Genomic DNA, 16,429 nt, shown 5'->3' on the forward strand with positions numbered 1-16,429 from the left:
TCCGCCGACTTACCGACAGCGTGTTGCCGCCGCCCCCGCGCGGGCGGGGGCGGCGGCGGGGCCGTGTCAGGTGGTGCGGCGCCTGCGGGCGCCCGGACGGCGCTCGCTGGGGCGCGTCACCGGATCGCCCGCCTCCAGCGCCGCCTCCCGGCGCCGGGTCCCGAACTCCGCCAGCGCCTCGGCCAGCTTGTGCACGGAGGGCTCGGGCGACAGCACGTCCACCCGCAGCCCGTGCTCCTCGGCCGTCTTCGCCGTCGCCGGGCCGATGCAGGCGATGACGGTGACGTTGTGCGGCTTGCCGGCGATGCCGACGAGGTTGCGCACGGTGGAGGAGGAGGTGAAGAGGACCGCGTCGAAGCCGCCGCCCTTGATCGCCTCGCGGGTCTCGGCCGGCGGCGGCGAGGCGCGCACGGTCCGGTAGGCGGTGACGTCGTCGACCTCCCAGCCCAGCTCGATGAGACCGGCGACGAGCGTCTCGGTGGCGATGTCGGCGCGCGGCAGGAAGACGCGGTCGATCGGGTCGAAGACGGGGTCGTACGGCGGCCAGTCCTCCAGGAGTCCGGCGGCGGACTGCTCGCCGCTGGGCACCAGGTCGGGCTTGACGCCGAAGTCGACGAGGGCGGCGGCGGTCTGCTCGCCGACGGCGGCGACCTTGATGCCGGCGAAGGCGCGGGCGTCGAGCCCGTACTCCTCGAACTTCTCGCGGACGGCCTTGACCGCGTTGACCGAGGTGAAGGCGATCCACTCGTAGCGTCCGGTGACGAGGCCCTTGACGGCCCGCTCCATCTGCTGCGGGGTGCGCGGCGGTTCGACCGCGATGGTCGGCACCTCGTGCGGTACGGCTCCGTACGAGCGCAGCTGGTCGGAGAGCGACGCGGCCTGCTCCTTGGTGCGCGGCACGAGGACCCGCCAGCCGAAGAGGGGCTTGGACTCGAACCACGAGAGCTGGTCGCGCTGCGCGGGGGCGCTGCGCTCGCCGACCACGGCTATCACCGGCCGGTGGCCTTCGGGCGAGGGGAGGATCTTGCCCTGCTTGAAGACCTGGGCGATGGTGCCGAGGGTGGCGTTCCAGGTGCGCTGCCGGGTGGTGGTGCCGGCGACGGTGACGGTGAGCGGGGTGTCCGGCTTGCGGCCGGCCGCCACGAGCTCGCCTGCGGCGGCGGCCACCGCGTCCAGGGTGGTGGAGACGACGACGGTGCCGTCGGAGGCGCCGACCTCGGCCCAGCAGCGGTCGTCGGCGGTGCGGGCGTCGACGAAGCGGACGTCGGTGCCCTGCCGGTCGCGGAGCGGGACGCCCGCGTAGGCGGGGACGCCGACGGCGGTCGCGACGCCGGGGACGACCTCGAAGGGGATGCCGGCGGCGGCGCAGGCGAGCATCTCGGTGCCCGCGTCGCCGTCGAGGCCGGGATCGCCGGTGACCGCACGGACCACCCGCCTGCCGCCGCGCGCGGCCTCCATGACAAGATTGGCGGCATCCCTCAGCACGGGGACCCCGGCGGCCGCCGACGCCTCGTCGACGACCGGCAGTTCGGGCGTGCTCACGCCCGCGCGCGCGTGGTCGCGGACGACGTCGAGGACGTCCGGCTCGGCGATCAGGACGTCCGCTCCCGCCAGGGCCTCGACGGCCCGGAGGGTGAGGAGTCCGGGGTCACCCGGTCCTGCGCCGAGGAAGGTGACGTGGCCGTGGCCCGCGAAGACGGGGGGCACGGGGCTGGTGGTCGGTCGGGCGGGGCTCAAAGTGCTCGCTCCCCCATAAGACCGGCCGCACCCTTGGCGAGCATCTCGTCCGCGAGTTCGCGTCCGAGCGCCGCCGCCTCGTCGTGCGAGGTGGGTACGGGGCCGGTGGTGGACAGCTGCACCAGCGTGGAACCGTCGGTGGTGCCGACGATGCCGCGCAGGCGCATTTCGGTGACAACCTGCCCGTGACCGGGGCCGTCGGCGAGGATGTCGGCGAGCGCTCCCACGGGTGCGCTGCAGCCGGCCTCCAGGGCGGCGAGCAGGGATCGCTCGGCGGTCACGGCGGCCCGGGTGACCGGGTCGTCGAGAGCGGAGAGCGTGGCGACGAGGTCGGTGTTCGACGCCGGGCATTCGACGGCCAGGGCGCCCTGGCCGGGGGCGGGCAGCACGGCGTCGACCGGCAGCGGGTCGGCGTGGAGGGAGCCGAGGAGCTCCTCGGTGCCGCCGATGCGGTTGAGTCCGGCGGCGGCGAGGACGACGGCGTCGAGTTCGCCGCGGCGGACGTAGTCGACGCGGGTGTCGACGTTGCCGCGGATGGGCACGCAGGTCAGGTCGAGGCCGTGGCTGCGGGCGTAGGCGTGCAGCTGGGCCATGCGGCGGGGGGAGCCGGTGCCGACGCGGGCGCCCGCGGGGAGCCGGTCGAGGGTGACGCCCCCGGCGGCGATGAGGACGTCGCGGGGGTCCTCGCGGGGCGGGGTGGCGGCGAGGACGAGCCCGGGGTGCCGCGCGGTGGGCAGGTCCTTCAGGGAGTGGACGGCGAAGTCGACCTCACCGGCGAGCAGCGCGTCGCGGAGGGCGGCGACGAAGACGCCGGTGCCGCCGATCTGCGCGAGGTGCTCACGGGAGGTGTCCCCGTACGTGGTGATCTCCACGAGCTCGACGGGCCGTCCGGTCAGCTGCCGGACCGCGTCGGCCACGTGGCCGGACTGGGCCATGGCGAGCTTGCTGCGCCTGGTCCCGAGCCTCAGTGCCCTCTCGGTCATACTCGCCCTCGGTTCTTGACGTCGGCGTCATTCAGGTCGGCCCGGGAGACGGACGCCACCGTCTCCGGGTCGAGGTCGAAGAGTGTGCGCAGCGCGTCCGCGTACCCGGCGCCGCCGGGCTCGCTGGCGAGCTGCTTGACCCGCACGGTCGGCGCGTGCAGGAGCTTGTCGACGACGCGGCGCACGGTCTGGGTGATCTCGGCGCGCTGCTTGTCGTCGAGGCCGGGGAGGCGGCCTTCGAGGCGGGCGACCTCTCCGGCCACCACGTCGGCGGCCATGGTGCGCAGGGCGACCACGGTGGGGGTGATGTGGGCGGCGCGCTGGGCGGCGCCGAAGGCGGCGACCTCGTCGGAGACGAGGGTGCGGACCTGGTCCACGTCGGCGGCCATGGGGGCGTCGGCGGAGGCGTCGGCGAGCGATTCGATGTCCACGAGCCGGACGCCGGGGAGGCGGTGGGCGGCGGCGTCGATGTCGCGGGGCATGGCGAGGTCGAGGAGGTACCGGGGGGCGGTGCGGTCCCGGTCGGCGGTCTCGATGTCGTCGGCGGTGAGGACGAGTCCGGTGGCGCCGGTGCAGGAGACGACGATGTCGGCCCGGCCGAGTTCGTCGCCGACGGCAACCATTTCGGCGGCGCGCGCGGTGACGCCGGTGCCGCCGGGTTCGCCCAGGATCTCGGCGAGGCGCTCGGCGCGGGCGAGGGTGCGGTTGGCGACGACGATCTCGGCGACGCCGGCCCGGGCGAGGGTGGCGGCGGCGAGGGAGGACATCGATCCGGCGCCGATGACCAGGGCCTTCTTTCCGGCGGCCCACTGGCCGACGGGGGCGCCGTCGGCGAGCTGCTCCAGGCCGAAGGTGACGAGGGACTGCCCGGCGCGGTCGATGCCGGTCTCGCTGTGGGCGCGCTTGCCGACCCGCAGGGCCTGCTGGAAGAGGTCGTTGAGGAGGCGGCCGGCGGTGTGGAGGTCCTGGCCGAGGGCCAGGGCGTCCTTGATCTGGCCGAGGATCTGGCCCTCGCCGACGACCATGGAGTCGAGGCCGCAGGCCACCGAGAAGAGGTGGTGGACGGCCCGGTCCTCGTAGTGGACGTACAGGTAGGGGGTGAGCTCCTCCAGGCCGACGCCGCTGTGCTGGGCGAGGAGCGTGGAGAGTTCGGCGACGCCGGCGTGGAACTTGTCGACGTCGGCGTAGAGCTCGATGCGGTTGCAGGTGGCGAGGACGGTGGCCTCGGTGGCCGGTTCGGCGGCGAGGCTGTCCTGGAGGAGCTTGGCCTGGGTGTCGGAGGGCAGCGAGGCGCGTTCCAGGAGGGAGACGGGGGCGCTGCGGTGGCTCAGGCCGACGACGAGGAGGCTCATGCGGGCATCACCGCGGGGACGTCCCCGTCGGGTCCCTTGCGGCCGCCGTCGGCGGCCGGGGCGGCGGTGGCGCGGGGGGCGGGCGGCGGTACGGGCGCGGCGGGGCGCGCGGAGTCGGCGCCGGCCTCCTCGCCGGCCTTCCGCTGCTCGTGGAAGGCGAGGATCTGGAGCTCGATGGAGAGGTCGACCTTGCGCACGTCGACGCCGTCGGGGACGGAGAGGACGGTGGGCGCGAAGTTGAGGATGGAGGTGACGCCGGCGGCGACGAGGCGGTCGCAGACCTGCTGGGCGACGCCGGCCGGGGTCGCGATGACGCCGATGGAGACGCCGTCCTCGGCGATGATCTTCTCCAGGTCGTCGCTGTGCTGGACGGGGATCCCGGCGACCGGGCGGCCGGTCATGGCGGGGTCGGCGTCGATGAGCGCGGCGACGCGGAAGCCCCGGGAGGCGAAGCCGCCGTAGCCGGCGAGCGCGGCGCCGAGGTTGCCGATGCCGACGATGACGACGGGCCAGTCCTGGGTCAGACCGAGCTCGCGGGAGATCTGGTAGACGAGGTACTCGACGTCGTAGCCGACACCGCGGGTGCCGTACGAGCCGAGGTAGCTGAAGTCCTTGCGCAGCTTGGCGGAGTTGACGCCGGCCGCGGCCGCGAGCTCCTCGGAGGAGACCGTGGGTACGGAGCGTTCCGAGAGCGCGGTCAGGGCGCGCAGATACAGCGGAAGGCGGGCGACGGTGGCCTCGGGAATTCCTCGGCTACGGGTCGCCGGTCGGTGAGTTCGGCCAGTTGCCACGGTGCTCCTGCGGGATGAGCGGGGCTGCAGGCGGCCACACGTCCCAGGACCGCCCCGTCGAATGCAGGCTATGTCTTTGTGAACGCGTGCACAAAGATGGTGTCCGTTTTGTCCGGCCAAAGTGACCGGGGTCACGCAACGGGTTCCGGCCGATGTGGAACCGCGCGACGCCACGACGCGTTGAAAACCCGAAGGGGGCAAAGCCGTACACACTCCTCACGACGTGGCCCCCGAATGCCAACAAAACGTCCACGATGGTAGCCGTCTTTCGGTCACACACCCAGTTCGCGCCGGAGCCGGTCGGCATCCACCCGCCAGAAGGTGTGCTGCTCGCCGTCGACCAGCACCACCGGGATCTGCTCCCAGTACTCCTTGTACAGCGCCTCGTCCCGGAGGATGTCCCGCTCCTCCCAGCGCGCCCCGGTCTCCGCGCACACCGCCTCGACCACCGCCCGCGCGTCGTCGCAGAGATGGCACCCCGGCTTCCCGATCAGGGTCACCGTCCGCGCGGCCGGATCCTTCGCCGCGTCCTTCTTCCTGCCCAGTCCGAACATGCCGCCCATTGTCCCGCCCCGTCACGGCGCCGACCCCCACTGTTCACACCGCGGCGTCCTCGCGGGTCGGGCAGGACCGAACAGACTGGCTATGCTCCAGACATGGCCGCTCTGGGATGGCTCACCCCCCGTAGGCGCTCCGCCACCGCGCGCAGCGTCCTGGCAGGCGAGGCCGCCGCGGAGGCGGCGCGCAAGTCCTCGCTCCAGCTGGAACAGGAGAGGGGGGAGGACTCCGGCGCCGGAACCGCGCCGGAGGAACCGGAGTTCCCCGTCGTCGGCGACGTGCGGGCCGCCGCCTTCTTCGACCTCGACAACACCGTGATGCAGGGCGCCGCGATCTTCCACTTCGGCCGCGGCCTGTACAAGCGGAAGTTCTTCCAGCGCCGCGAACTCGCCCGCTTCGCCTGGGCGCAGGTCTGGTTCCGGCTGGCCGGCGTCGAGGACCCGGCCCACATGCAGGAGGCCCGCGACAGCGCGCTCTCCATCGTGCAGGGCCACCGCGTCTCCGAACTGATGTCGATCGGCGAGGAGATCTACGACGAGTACATGGCCGACCGCATCTGGCCGGGCACCCGCGCCCTGGCCCAGGCCCACCTCGACGCGGGCCAGAAGGTGTGGCTGGTCACGGCCGCCCCGGTCGAGACGGCCACGATCATCGCCCGCCGCCTCGGCCTCACCGGCGCCCTGGGCACGGTCGCCGAGTCCGTCGACGGCGTCTACACCGGCCGACTGGTCGGCGAGCTGCTGCACGGTCCGGCGAAGGCCGAGGCGGTCCGGGCGCTGGCCGCCGCCGAGGGGCTGGACCTGGCCCGCTGCGCCGCCTACAGCGACTCGCACAACGACATCCCGATGCTCTCGCTCGTCGGCCACCCGTACGCGATCAACCCGGACGCCAAGCTGCGCAAGCACGCCAAGGCCCGGGACTGGCGGCTGCGCGACTACCGGACCGGCCGCAAGGCCGCGAAGATCGGCATCCCGGCCGCCGCCGGGGTCGGCGCCCTCGCGGGCGGCACCGCCGCCGCGGTCGCCCTGCACCGCCGCCGCCGCTGACCGCCCGGGGCCCGCCGCGGCCCCGCCCGGACCACGCCCCGGCCCCCGTACCCGAGTTCCCGCGTGTCCGGGACTCGCCACGCCCACGCCGATACGTTTCGGCTGCGATCACCTACGACAACCACGGACCAGCGGCCCTCACCCGTCCGTGGTCGAACAGCCGCTCCCACCTCGACTCCCGGGCATTCGCACGCCCTTACCCAGGAGCGGCCCGAATCACTCACGGCTCCCGCACATGAGCACAACGCAACGCCGACGCAGTCACACTCGGAAGCCAAACGATCAAAACCCGGTCACCAACTGCGACGTTATCTATCCGCAAGAGGCAACAGAACCGACGTAATCGATGATTTAGGCAACTCGGTGTAGCGCTGCCTGTACGAAGCGTTATTCTCCTCAAACGCACAGCGGAACCCTCCCGTCGCCACGACGAGTGAACGGATCCGCACTGCACGTGATGGAAGCTCTGCCTCTGGGAGTCCCGTGTACCCACACGTCGGGGTTGACGCCTCGGGCCTGGCTACGCTGCGCGCAACGGTCCTCGACCGCTTGCGTGGCTTCGTCCCCACCGCGTACGCCGGCCCTGCCTTCGCCTTCACCGCACCGGCACCCGCCGGAGCCTGCTATGCCCTGGCCGACGGCGCCGCCGTGAGCAGACGGAGCGCGCGCGGCAGCGCCGGAACCTCGACCACCGCACGACGGCCCACCGCCGACAGCGACAGCGCCCGCATGATGGACCTGGTCGAACGGGCCCAGGCGGGCGAGGCCGACGCGTTCGGCCGGCTGTACGACCAGTACAGCGACACCGTCTACCGCTACATCTACTACCGCGTCGGCGGAAAGGCGACGGCGGAGGACCTCACCAGCGAGACCTTCCTGCGCGCCCTGCGCCGGATCTCCACCTTCACCTGGCAGGGACGCGACTTCGGCGCCTGGCTCGTCACCATCGCCCGGAACCTGGTCGCCGACCACTTCAAGTCCAGCCGCTTCCGCCTCGAAGTCACCACCGGCGAGATGCTCGACGCCAACGAGGTCGAGCGCAGCCCCGAGGACTCGGTCCTGGAGTCCCTCTCCAACGCCGCGCTCCTCGACGCCGTCCGCCGGCTCAATCCCCAGCAGCAGGAGTGCGTCACCCTCCGCTTCCTCCAGGGCCTCTCGGTCGCCGAGACCGCCCGGGTCATGGGGAAGAACGAGGGCGCGATCAAGACCCTCCAGTACCGGGCCGTCCGCACCCTGGCCCGGCTCCTGCCCGAAGACACCCGCTGACCCACCGGCCCCGCACGGCCGCCGACCGCCGCCACCCCCGCTCCACCCACCCCCCACGCACCACCTCCGGTATCCCCCGATCCGGCCCCGGCCCCTGTCCCCCTCCGGGCCGCCGCCGGACCCCGACCACCCCCCTCCCACCGTGCCCCTTCCCTCCCCCCACGCCACCACTGCCCGTCCCACATCACAGTTGGTGACGCATCGATGACGCACTGGTCCGATCATCTTTCGCGCGTAACCCAAGTGCCGCGCCGCTCGTTGTGCGAAATGCAGGCTCCCTGTGGTCACGCCCTGCCCGCAGACACTCACTCGTTCGTGTGGATCTGCTCAAGGGGTGCAACCTTCCGGACCCCCAGGGGAGTCGACCGTCATGACGAGAGGAGGTGCCGCCAGTGATCGCGAACGTGCACCGGCGGGCGAACGCCTTCGCCCAGGCCCTGGAGGACAGGACGTCCGAGGGCGCGGCCGAACAGCCCGACGCCCCGGCCGATGCCGGCGATCAGGGACGGCTGCTGGCCTTGGCGAGCGGCCTCGGCGAACTGCCGAAGCCGGAACTGGACCCCGAGGTCAAGGTGGTGCAGCGAGCCCAGCTCGTGGCCGCCATGGAAGCGATGTTCGCCCAGGGGACCGCGGCAGCGGTCCCCACCGTCCCCGAGCAGCGGACCACACGGGGGGCCCACCGGGCCTCCCCCCTGAGAAAACTCCGCCCCCGATCCCGCTGGACCAAGGGGCTCGCCGCCGGCGGCCTCACGGTCGGCGTCGCCGCCGGAGCCTTCGGCGGCGTGGCCGCCGCCAGCTCCGACGCCCTCCCCGGAGACTCGCTCTACGGGCTCAAGCGGGGCATGGAGGACCTCAAGCTCGGCATGGCCGACGACGACGCCGACCGCGGGGGCATCTACCTCGACCAGGCGTCCACCCGGCTCAGCGAGGCCCGCCGGCTCATGGAGCGCACCCGCGCCGGGGACCTCGACCACGAGGCCCTCGCCGAGATCCGCCGGGCCCTCGGCGGAATGAAGCACGACGCCGAGGAAGGCCACCGGCTGCTCCGCCAGGCCTACGACCGGGACGGCGAGATCGGGCCCATGGCCCGGCTCGACTCCTTCGCCCAGGCCCACCGCGACACGTGGAACGGCCTGCGCGACCGCCTCCCGGTCCAGCTCGCCGACGTCGGCGACGAGGTCACCGGCGTCTTCGACGCCATAGACCAGGAGGTCCAGCCGCTCCAGTCGATGCTGCCCCGCACCCTCGACAAGGGCGCGGCCGGCACCGCCACCCCCGGAGGCCAGGGCACCGGCACCCGGCCGCCCTCCGAGGCCGGGCCCACCCCCGGCCGGGACGGCCACCCCACGCCCGATCCCTCCGGTGCCGGACACGACACCGGTCCGGGCAGTGGTACGGGGAGCGGCACCCCCAGCCCGGACGCGGGCACCGGCACCCCCGACCCGGAGAACGACGGGCTCCTCGGCGGCAGCGCCGGCGGACTGCTCAGACCCTCCCCGACCGGCACCCCGACCACCCCGTCGGGCCAGGAGACGCCCCGTACCCCGGACGTCACCCTGCCGCCGCTCCTGCCCGGCCTCCTTCCCGGCCTCGGCATCGACAGCGAGGACGCTCGCTGACACGGAGAAGGGGCGCCCCCACGGACGGGGGCGCCCCTTCGTCCTGTCCACCGGCCGTTCCACCGGCCCGCCGGAAGAAGACCGCAGAAAGAAGGCCGTCCGTCAGAAGAAGACGGACCGCCGCTGCACCAGCAGCTTGTACAGCGTGTGCTGGATCTGCTCCCTGACCTGGTCCGTCAGGTTGAACATCAGCATCGGGTCCTCCGCCGCCTCCGGCGGATAGGAGTCCGTGGCGATCGGCTCGCCGAACTGGATCGTCCACTTCGTCGGCAGCGGCAGCGCCCCCAGCGGGCCCAGCCACGGGAAGGTCGGCGTGATCGGCACGTACGGCAGCCCGAGCAGCCGCGCCAGCGTCTTCGCGTTCCCGATCATCGGGTAGATCTCCTCGGCGCCCACGATCGAGCACGGCACGATCGGCACCCCCGCCCGCAGCGCCGTCGACACGAAACCGCCCCGGCCGAACCGCTGGAGCTTGTACCGCTCCGAGAACGGCTTCCCGATGCCCTTGAAGCCCTCCGGCATCACCCCGACGATCTCCCCGGCCCGCAGCAGCCGCTCCGCGTCCTCCGCGCACGCCAGCGTGTGCCCCGCCTTCCGGGCCAGCTCGTTGACGACCGGCAGGACGAAGACCAGGTCCGCCGCGAGCAGCCGCAGGTGCCGGCCCGCCGGATGGTGGTCGTGCACCGCCACCTGCATCATCAGCCCGTCCAGCGGCAGCGTCCCGGAGTGGTTGGCGACGATCAGCGCCCCGCCCTTCTCCGGGATGTTCTCGACGCCCTTCACCTCCACCCGGAAGTACTTCTCGTACACCGGGCGCAGCAGACCCATCAGGACCTGGTCGGTCAGCTCCTCGTCGTAGCCGAACTCGTCGACCTCGTACTCCCCGGTGACCCGCCGCCGCAGGAAGGCGAGGCCGCTGGCGAGCCGCCGCTCCCAGCCGCCCCGCCCCTCGCCCGCACCGGCGGCGGAAGTCTCCGGGGCGGCCTCCGGGCCGGTCTCCCCGGGCGTCTCCAGGGCCCCCGGGAGCGCCCGTACGGCCGCCGGGCCTGCGTCCGGGCCGGGTGGTGGCGCGTCCGCCCGCCGCCGGGACCGGGACCGGTCGTCGTCGAAGGGAATGACCTTGGCGTCCGCCATCGCTGTCGCTGCTCCTCAGCCGCCGTCGTGAAGGGTTGTCGCGCGCGGGCCGCCCGCCTCCGGGACCAGGCGCTCCGCCAGCCGGTCGACCGCTCCCGCCAGCCGCTCCGGCGGCAGCGGACCCGGGCCCCGGCTCGCCGCGAAGTCCGCGAACGCCTCCGCCGTCGAGTAGCGCGGCCGGAAGCCCAGCACCTCCCACAGCCGCACCGTCGAGACCACCCGCCCGTGCGTCAGCAGCCGGATCTGCTCCGGCGCGAAGTCCGTCAGGCCGACCGTCCGCAGCGCGGAGCCGACCCAGGTGACCGCGGGCAGCAGCACCGGCACGGTGGGCCGCCCCAGCCGCCGCGCGCACTGCGACAGCAGCAGCACCCCCTCGCCGGCCACGTTGAAGGTGCCGGTGTCGAGGGTGCCCCGGCGCGGCTCCTGCGCCACCAGGCGCAGCACCTCGACCACGTCGTCCTCGTGGACGAACTGGAGCCGGGGGTCGTAGCCCAGGACCGTCGGCAGCACCGGCAGCGACAGGTACTCGGTCAGCGGGGAGTCGATCCGCGGCCCGAGGATGTTCGCGAACCGCAGCACGCACACCGCCACGTCGGGCCGCCGCCGGGCGAAGCCCCGGACGTACCCCTCGACCTCGACCGCGTCCTTCGCGAAGCCGCCGCTCGGCAGCGCCTTCGCCGGGGTCGTCTCGGTGAAGACCGCCGGGTCGCGCGGCGCGGAGCCGTACACGTTGGTGCTCGACTTCACCACGAGCCGGCCGATCCGCGGGGACTTCTGGCAGGCGCCGAGCAGCTGCATGGTGCCGATGACGTTGGTCTCCTTGACCGTCGTCCGGCCGCCCGCGCCCAGCGCCGTCCCCGTCACGTCCAGGTGGACCACCGTGTCCACCTCGTGCTCCGCGAGGACCCGGGCGATCGCCGGGCGGCGGATGTCCGCCCGGACGAACTCGGCGGCCCCCAGGGAGTGCGCCGGTTCGACCGCGTCCACGGCCACCACCCGCTCCACCCCGGGCTCCCGCTGGACGCGCCGCACGAAACGGCCCCCCAGATGCCGGGCGGCACCGGTGACGAGCACGACCCTGCCCACGATCAGCGCCTTCCGTCCGGACTTCCGTCCGCCTGCGTCCGTCTTTCCGTAGCCGCCACCGTAGCGCCTGGAGATTTCGGCGCAATGAAAACGTGGCCCTCCACCGTTGCAGGTGGAGGGCCACGCCTCACGCACGGAAGCCGCTCTCGCGGCCTTCGCTTACTTCTTGTTGCGACGCTGAACGCGCGTGCGCTTGAGCAGCTTGCGGTGCTTCTTCTTGGCCATCCGCTTGCGCCGCTTCTTGATAACAGAGCCCACGACTACCCTCGCTCACTTCTTCTCACTGGTGCGGGGCGTCTGGGCCCACACGACCTACGTCGGCCTAGCCTACCGGCATGCGGGCCCCACTCGTAATCCGAGGGCCGGGCAGGGCTCACCGACCGTTCGGCCGCAGGACGGCCACGCGCCCGCTACGCGGTCCCCACCCCCACGTACGACTCCCTCAGGTACGCGTGAACCGCCTGTTCCGGGACCCGGAAGGACCTGCCCACCCGGATCGCCGGCAGATGACCGCTGTGCACCAAGCGGTACACGGTCATCTTCGAGACGCGCATCACCGCGGCGACTTCCGCCACGGTCAGGAACTTGACCTCGTTGAGAGGCCGATCGCCAGCAGCCATGACCCACCTGTACCTTCCGCCGCGACGCCCACCGGCTTCCCCTCCGGTGACTCTTCGTCGTCGAACGCTCACGAATCAGAGTAGGGGCGGGTGGTGCGAGTGAGGAAGAGGAGCCCCCATCGGTCCCTATCGCCCGTTTACCGTGACAGAAACGCTCGATTGAGTACATAGCGCGTGAGCGGTCGGTAGTGCGCCGACGGCACCCCGTCATCAAGCGGAACGACCACCGCCACCTGCCCCTCGGCCTCGCCGACGAAGGGGGCCGGATCGTCCGTGTCGGCCAGTCCGATCGCCTCGACACCGAGCTGACCAGCACCGCAGACCCAGCCGTGGTCGCCGATCACGAGCTCGGGCAGCGGCCCGCCGGACGCGGCGGCGCTCTCCAGGGCGGCCCGCACCGGCAGCGCCGAGTGGGAGTGCGCCCCCGGCTCGCGCCCTTCTTCCCGCGCTCCCGCCTCCCTCACGTACGCCACCCCGCCGCCGTACTCCAGGAGGTGCGTGCGTAGACCGAACCGGGTCGTCATGTCGACACGTCTCCCCTGCGCCGGGGTGAGTACGTCACATCCCGCCGCCGACAAAGCGTCTGCGAGAGCGGCGTAGAAACCGAGCAGCCGGTGCGGATGGCCTGTCCCGAACAGCACCGCGGCCCGCCGGGACGCCGCCGCGGCCAGCCGCCGCGCGAAGGCGTCGAGCGCCCGCAGGGTCCGCTCGGGGTCGATGACGTCCGGGCCGGTGCGGTGCCCGGGGTCCTCCGACACCCCGCACTTCTCGGCCATCAGCCGCAGCAGCCCGGCCTCGTCCCAGTCACCGTCCGGCACCAGCCCCAGCGTGACCCGGGGGTCGCGCGCGGCGAAGAGGCGGTAGCTCCGCAGGCTGTCCTCCCGCCGCGTCGCCACCGTCCCCGCCAACCCCGCCGCCAACAGATGCGCCCGCAGCGCCCCGGTACTCAACACCCTCCGATGCTGCCGGGAACCTTTCTGCCCGGGCGTCAAAACTCCCTGGTTTCCCCACAGTTGGCGTAACAGGCCGCCGGACAGGGCCTAGTTCTCACACACTGCCTAGGCCAGCAGACCGCGCAGCGGGAAGGACGACCGGCGGGTCGCGAGGACCGCCTGGTCGAGGCGGTCGGCCGGGTCGTACCCCGCCGACCAGTCCCGGAAGTCGACCGGCCACCGTCCGTCGGTCATCCGTCCGGGGCCGAGCTGCCGGGTCCGCGCGTACACCTCGTCGCGCCAGGACGACGGCACGACGGTCTCGGGCGCGACGGGCGCGTGGGCGGCGATGCCCACCAGGTGGGTCCAGGAGCGGGGCACCACGTCGACCACCGCGTATCCGCCGCCGCCGAGCGCCAGCCAGCGGCCGTCGCTGTGGGCGTGCGCGAGTTCGTGGCACGCCTCCTGCACGGCCCGCTGCGCGTCGAGTGAGACGGCCAGGTGGGCCAGCGGGTCCTCGAAGTGGGTGTCGGCGCCGTGCTGGGTGACGAGGACCTGCGGCCGGAAGTCGGCGATCAGTTCGGGGACGACCGCGTGGAAGGCCCGCAGCCAGCCGGCGTCGCCGGTCCCGGCGGGCAGCGCCAGGTTGACCGCGCTGCCCTCGCCGGGCCCGTCCGCCCCGGTCTCCTCGGGCCAGCCGGTCTGCGGGAAGAGCGTCCGGGGGTGTTCGTGCAGCGATACGGTCAGGACCCGCGGGTCCTCCCAGAACGCGGCCTGGACGCCGTCCCCGTGGTGCACGTCGACGTCGACGTACGCGACGCGCTCCGCGCCCAGTTCGAGGAGGCGGGCGATGGCGAGGGAGGCGTCGTTGTAGACGCAGAAGCCGGCCGCGCCGCCCGGCATCGCGTGGTGCAGCCCGCCGGTGAAGTTGACCGCGTGCTCCGCCTCGCCCCGCCATACGGCCTCGGCCGCCGCGACCGACTGTCCGGCGATCAGCGCGGACGCCTCGTGCATCCCCGCGAAGGCCGGGTCGTCGACGGTGCCGAGCCCGTACTTCTGGTCGGCCCGCCGCGGGTCGGCCGAGGCGGCCTTCACCGCGGCCACGTAGTCCTCGCGGTGGACGAGCCGCAGGGTGGAGTCCCCGGCGGGCCGGGCGGCGACCACGTCGACCGCCCGGTCGAGGCCGAAGGACCTCACCAGTCCCATGGTCAGCGCGAGCCGCACCGGGTCCATGGGGTGCTGGGGACCGAAGTCGTACCCCGTGACCGCCTCATCCCACATCAACAGTGCGCGGCTGCTCATGCCCGCCACCGTATCGGGCCCCGCGCGCGCCGAACGACGTGGCGTACACCACCGTCACCAGGACGAGCACCATCGGCACCAGCATGGCGCCCCGGTAGCTCCACGCGTCGCCGAGCGCGCCCACGAGCGGGGAGCCGACGAGGAAGCCGACGTAGTTGAAGACGTTGAGCCGGGCGACCGCCGCGTCGCTGTTGCCCGGGAAGAGCCGGCCGGCCGCCGCGAAGGTCTGCGGCACGATCACGCTGAGCCCGAGGCCGAGCACGGTGAAGGCCGCGATCCCGAGCCAGACCGACGGGGCCAGCGCCACCAGCGCGAATCCGCAGGCCGCGAGCACCGCACCGGCCCGCACGACGACGGACGCCCCGAAGTACCGCACGCCGAGGTCGCCGACGGCCCGCCCGAGCAGCGTCGTCACCATGTACGCGTTGTACGGGACGGTCGCCGCCTCCTCCGAGCTGCCCAGCACGTCCTGGAGGTACTTCGCCGACCAGTTGGAGACCGTGGAGTCCCCGATGTACGCGAAGGTCATCACCAGGCACAGCGGCAGCAGCAGCCGGAACGACAGCGCCCCGGCCCCGCCCGGCCCGGCCGTCTCCCCCGGCTGGGCGCCCTTGGCGTCCACGTACCAGCGGGCGGCCAGGAAGGCGAGGGGGCCGAGGACGAGCGCCACCGGCAGGTACGACCAGAACAGGGACACGTGCCAGTGCGCCCCCACCCAGGCCAGCGAGGCGCCGGCGATCCCGCCGAGGCTGTACGCGGCGTGGAAGCCGAGCATGATGCTCCGGCCGTACGTCCGCTGGAGGCTCACCCCCAGCATGTTCATGGAGGCGTCGAGGGCGCCGACCGACAGTCCGAACAGGCCGAGGGCCACGGCCGCCATCCACAGCGCGTCCCCGGCCCCGGCGCCCACCAGGGCCAGCAGCACCACGGGCTGCGACCAGCGCAGCACCCGGGAGGGCGCCACCCGCGCCACCAGCTTCTCGGTCACCACGCTCGCGACGCCGGCGAGGACGGGGACGGCCGCGAGGAAGACGGGCAGCAGCCCGTCGGAGATCCCGTACCGGTCCTGAATGCCGGGTATTCGGGTCACGAGCAGGGCGAAGGCCACGCCCTGCACGAAGAAACTGAGGGCGAGGGCCCTACGCCCGTGCCGCAGCCGCGCATCTGTCATGGCGGCACAGTAGGGCCGTCGCCTACTGATGGGTAGATGGATCACATACCCAAAATCGCGGGCAGTTCCTCCATCGTGCGGAAGAAGCCCTTCGCGCCGGTCAGCCGGTCCTCGGGGGTCATGGCGGTGAAGCCGTACACGTCCATCCCGGCGGCGACGGCGGCCTGGACGCCGAGCCGGCTGTCCTCGACGACGACGCACTTCCCGGGGGCGACGCCCATCCGGCGGGCGGCGTGGAGGAAGAGGTCGGGGGCCGGCTTGCCCCGGCCGACGTCTTCGGCGCTGAAGACGATCTCCTCGGGGAACCAGGCGTCGAGTCCGGTCTTCCGGTGGCCGACGCGGATCCGCTCGTGGCTGCCGGACGAGGCGACGCAGTACGGCGTCCCGGCGTCGGCCAGCGCCTTCAGTACGTCCACGGCGCCTTCCACGGGCTCCAGTTCGGCCCGGAAGGCGGCGAACACCCGCGCGTGGAAGGTGTCGTCGAAGTCGTCGGGCAGCCGCTGCCCGGTCCGCTCCCGCACGACGTCGTGCACCCGGTGCATCGCGGCTCCCATGTAGTCGCGCAGGGAGTCCTCGTACGTGGTGGGGTGCCCCAGCTCGGTGAGGTAGCCGGCCAGCAGCCGGTTGGAGAGCGGCTCGCTGTCGACGAGCACGCCGTCGTTGTCGAAGATGACCAGGTCGTAGCGCATGCCCCCAGCCTAGGACTTGACTGGTTTTGAACGCAGAAATGCCTCAACCCCCGGACAAGGTCCGGGGGTTGAGGCTAAAAATTGTTCGGCGGTGTCCTACTCTCCCACAGGGTCCCCCCTGCAGTACCATCGGCGCTGAAAGG

At 72.9% G+C, this 16,429-nt stretch carries 16 protein-coding genes; 3 read left to right on the forward strand and 13 right to left on the reverse strand.

The genetic code is table 11. The features are described from left to right. Window positions 1-66: 66 nt before the first annotated feature. The 5 genes from IE219_RS27705 to IE219_RS27725 all read right to left on the reverse strand — a co-directional run bounded on the left by IE219_RS27705 (window position 67) and on the right by IE219_RS27725 (window position 5,417). Window positions 67-1,737 (reverse strand): bifunctional uroporphyrinogen-III C-methyltransferase/uroporphyrinogen-III synthase, encoded by a 1,671-nt coding sequence (locus tag IE219_RS27705; protein ID WP_189982389.1) that lies wholly within the window; start codon window positions 1,735-1,737, stop codon window positions 67-69. Further along, window positions 1,734-2,720, reverse strand: coding sequence for a hydroxymethylbilane synthase (gene hemC, locus IE219_RS27710; RefSeq protein WP_189982391.1), 987 nt, complete (start codon window positions 2,718-2,720; stop codon window positions 1,734-1,736). The genes IE219_RS27705 and hemC overlap by 4 nt, the downstream gene beginning before the upstream one ends. Then, entirely contained in the window at window positions 2,717-4,072 is a 1,356-nt protein-coding gene (locus IE219_RS27715) for a glutamyl-tRNA reductase (protein WP_189982393.1), read from the reverse strand. The genes hemC and IE219_RS27715 overlap by 4 nt, the downstream gene beginning before the upstream one ends. After that, entirely contained in the window at window positions 4,069-4,863 is a 795-nt protein-coding gene (locus IE219_RS27720) for a redox-sensing transcriptional repressor Rex (RefSeq protein WP_189982395.1), read from the reverse strand. The genes IE219_RS27715 and IE219_RS27720 overlap by 4 nt, the downstream gene beginning before the upstream one ends. A 272-nt stretch (window positions 4,864-5,135) precedes the next feature. Continuing rightward, the gene (locus IE219_RS27725) at window positions 5,136-5,417 is read right to left on the reverse strand and encodes a glutaredoxin family protein (protein WP_189982397.1); all 282 of its coding nucleotides are present in this window, start codon (window positions 5,415-5,417) and stop codon (window positions 5,136-5,138) included. A gap of 102 nt (window positions 5,418-5,519) precedes the next feature. Here IE219_RS27725 and IE219_RS27730 point away from each other — a divergent pair, with 102 nt between their 5' ends. The 3 genes from IE219_RS27730 to IE219_RS27740 all read left to right on the forward strand — a co-directional run bounded on the left by IE219_RS27730 (window position 5,520) and on the right by IE219_RS27740 (window position 9,352). After that, window positions 5,520-6,467 carry an HAD family hydrolase gene (locus IE219_RS27730; RefSeq protein WP_189982399.1) on the forward strand — a complete coding sequence of 316 codons (948 nt, stop codon included), beginning with the start codon at window positions 5,520-5,522 and terminating at the stop codon, window positions 6,465-6,467. 483 nt (window positions 6,468-6,950) lie between these two features. Continuing rightward, the gene (locus tag IE219_RS27735; RefSeq protein WP_189982401.1) at window positions 6,951-7,733 is read left to right on the forward strand and encodes an ECF subfamily RNA polymerase sigma factor, BldN family; all 783 of its coding nucleotides are present in this window, start codon (window positions 6,951-6,953) and stop codon (window positions 7,731-7,733) included. A gap of 392 nt (window positions 7,734-8,125) precedes the next feature. After that, window positions 8,126-9,352: a DUF5667 domain-containing protein gene (locus tag IE219_RS27740; protein ID WP_189982403.1), complete on the forward strand. Its 1,227-nt coding sequence runs from the start codon at window positions 8,126-8,128 to the stop codon at window positions 9,350-9,352. 102 nt (window positions 9,353-9,454) lie between these two features. On the opposite strand, the gene IE219_RS27745 is transcribed toward IE219_RS27740, so the two are convergent. The 8 genes from IE219_RS27745 to IE219_RS27780 form a co-directional block, all read right to left on the reverse strand. After that, entirely contained in the window at window positions 9,455-10,486 is a 1,032-nt protein-coding gene (locus tag IE219_RS27745; protein WP_189982405.1) for a lysophospholipid acyltransferase family protein, read from the reverse strand. A gap of 15 nt (window positions 10,487-10,501) precedes the next feature. Further along, window positions 10,502-11,572, reverse strand: a complete 1,071-nt coding sequence (locus tag IE219_RS27750) for an NAD-dependent epimerase/dehydratase family protein (RefSeq protein ID WP_189982407.1) — start codon at window positions 11,570-11,572, stop codon at window positions 10,502-10,504. Between the two features lie 159 nt (window positions 11,573-11,731). Then, window positions 11,732-11,830 (reverse strand): 30S ribosomal protein bS22, encoded by a 99-nt coding sequence (locus IE219_RS27755; RefSeq protein WP_003948845.1) that lies wholly within the window; start codon window positions 11,828-11,830, stop codon window positions 11,732-11,734. 152 nt (window positions 11,831-11,982) lie between these two features. After that, the gene (locus IE219_RS27760) at window positions 11,983-12,192 is read right to left on the reverse strand and encodes a helix-turn-helix domain-containing protein (protein ID WP_030495139.1); all 210 of its coding nucleotides are present in this window, start codon (window positions 12,190-12,192) and stop codon (window positions 11,983-11,985) included. A 137-nt stretch (window positions 12,193-12,329) separates the two neighbouring features. Then, a complete protein-coding gene (locus tag IE219_RS27765; protein WP_189982409.1) occupies window positions 12,330-13,145 on the reverse strand; it encodes a phosphatase in 816 nt (271 codons plus the stop codon). A gap of 105 nt (window positions 13,146-13,250) precedes the next feature. After that, window positions 13,251-14,426, reverse strand: coding sequence for an acetoin utilization protein AcuC (locus tag IE219_RS27770; protein WP_189982411.1), 1,176 nt, complete (start codon window positions 14,424-14,426; stop codon window positions 13,251-13,253). Further along, a complete protein-coding gene (locus IE219_RS27775) occupies window positions 14,395-15,597 on the reverse strand; it encodes an MFS transporter (protein ID WP_189982413.1) in 1,203 nt (400 codons plus the stop codon). The genes IE219_RS27770 and IE219_RS27775 overlap by 32 nt, the downstream gene beginning before the upstream one ends. A gap of 41 nt (window positions 15,598-15,638) precedes the next feature. Next, a complete protein-coding gene (locus IE219_RS27780) occupies window positions 15,639-16,286 on the reverse strand; it encodes an HAD family hydrolase (RefSeq protein ID WP_189982414.1) in 648 nt (215 codons plus the stop codon). Window positions 16,287-16,429: the final 143 nt, after the last annotated feature.

The sequence above is a fragment of the Streptomyces termitum genome, assembly GCF_014650175.1.
GTDB classification, from domain to species: domain Bacteria; phylum Actinomycetota; class Actinomycetes; order Streptomycetales; family Streptomycetaceae; genus Streptomyces; species Streptomyces termitum.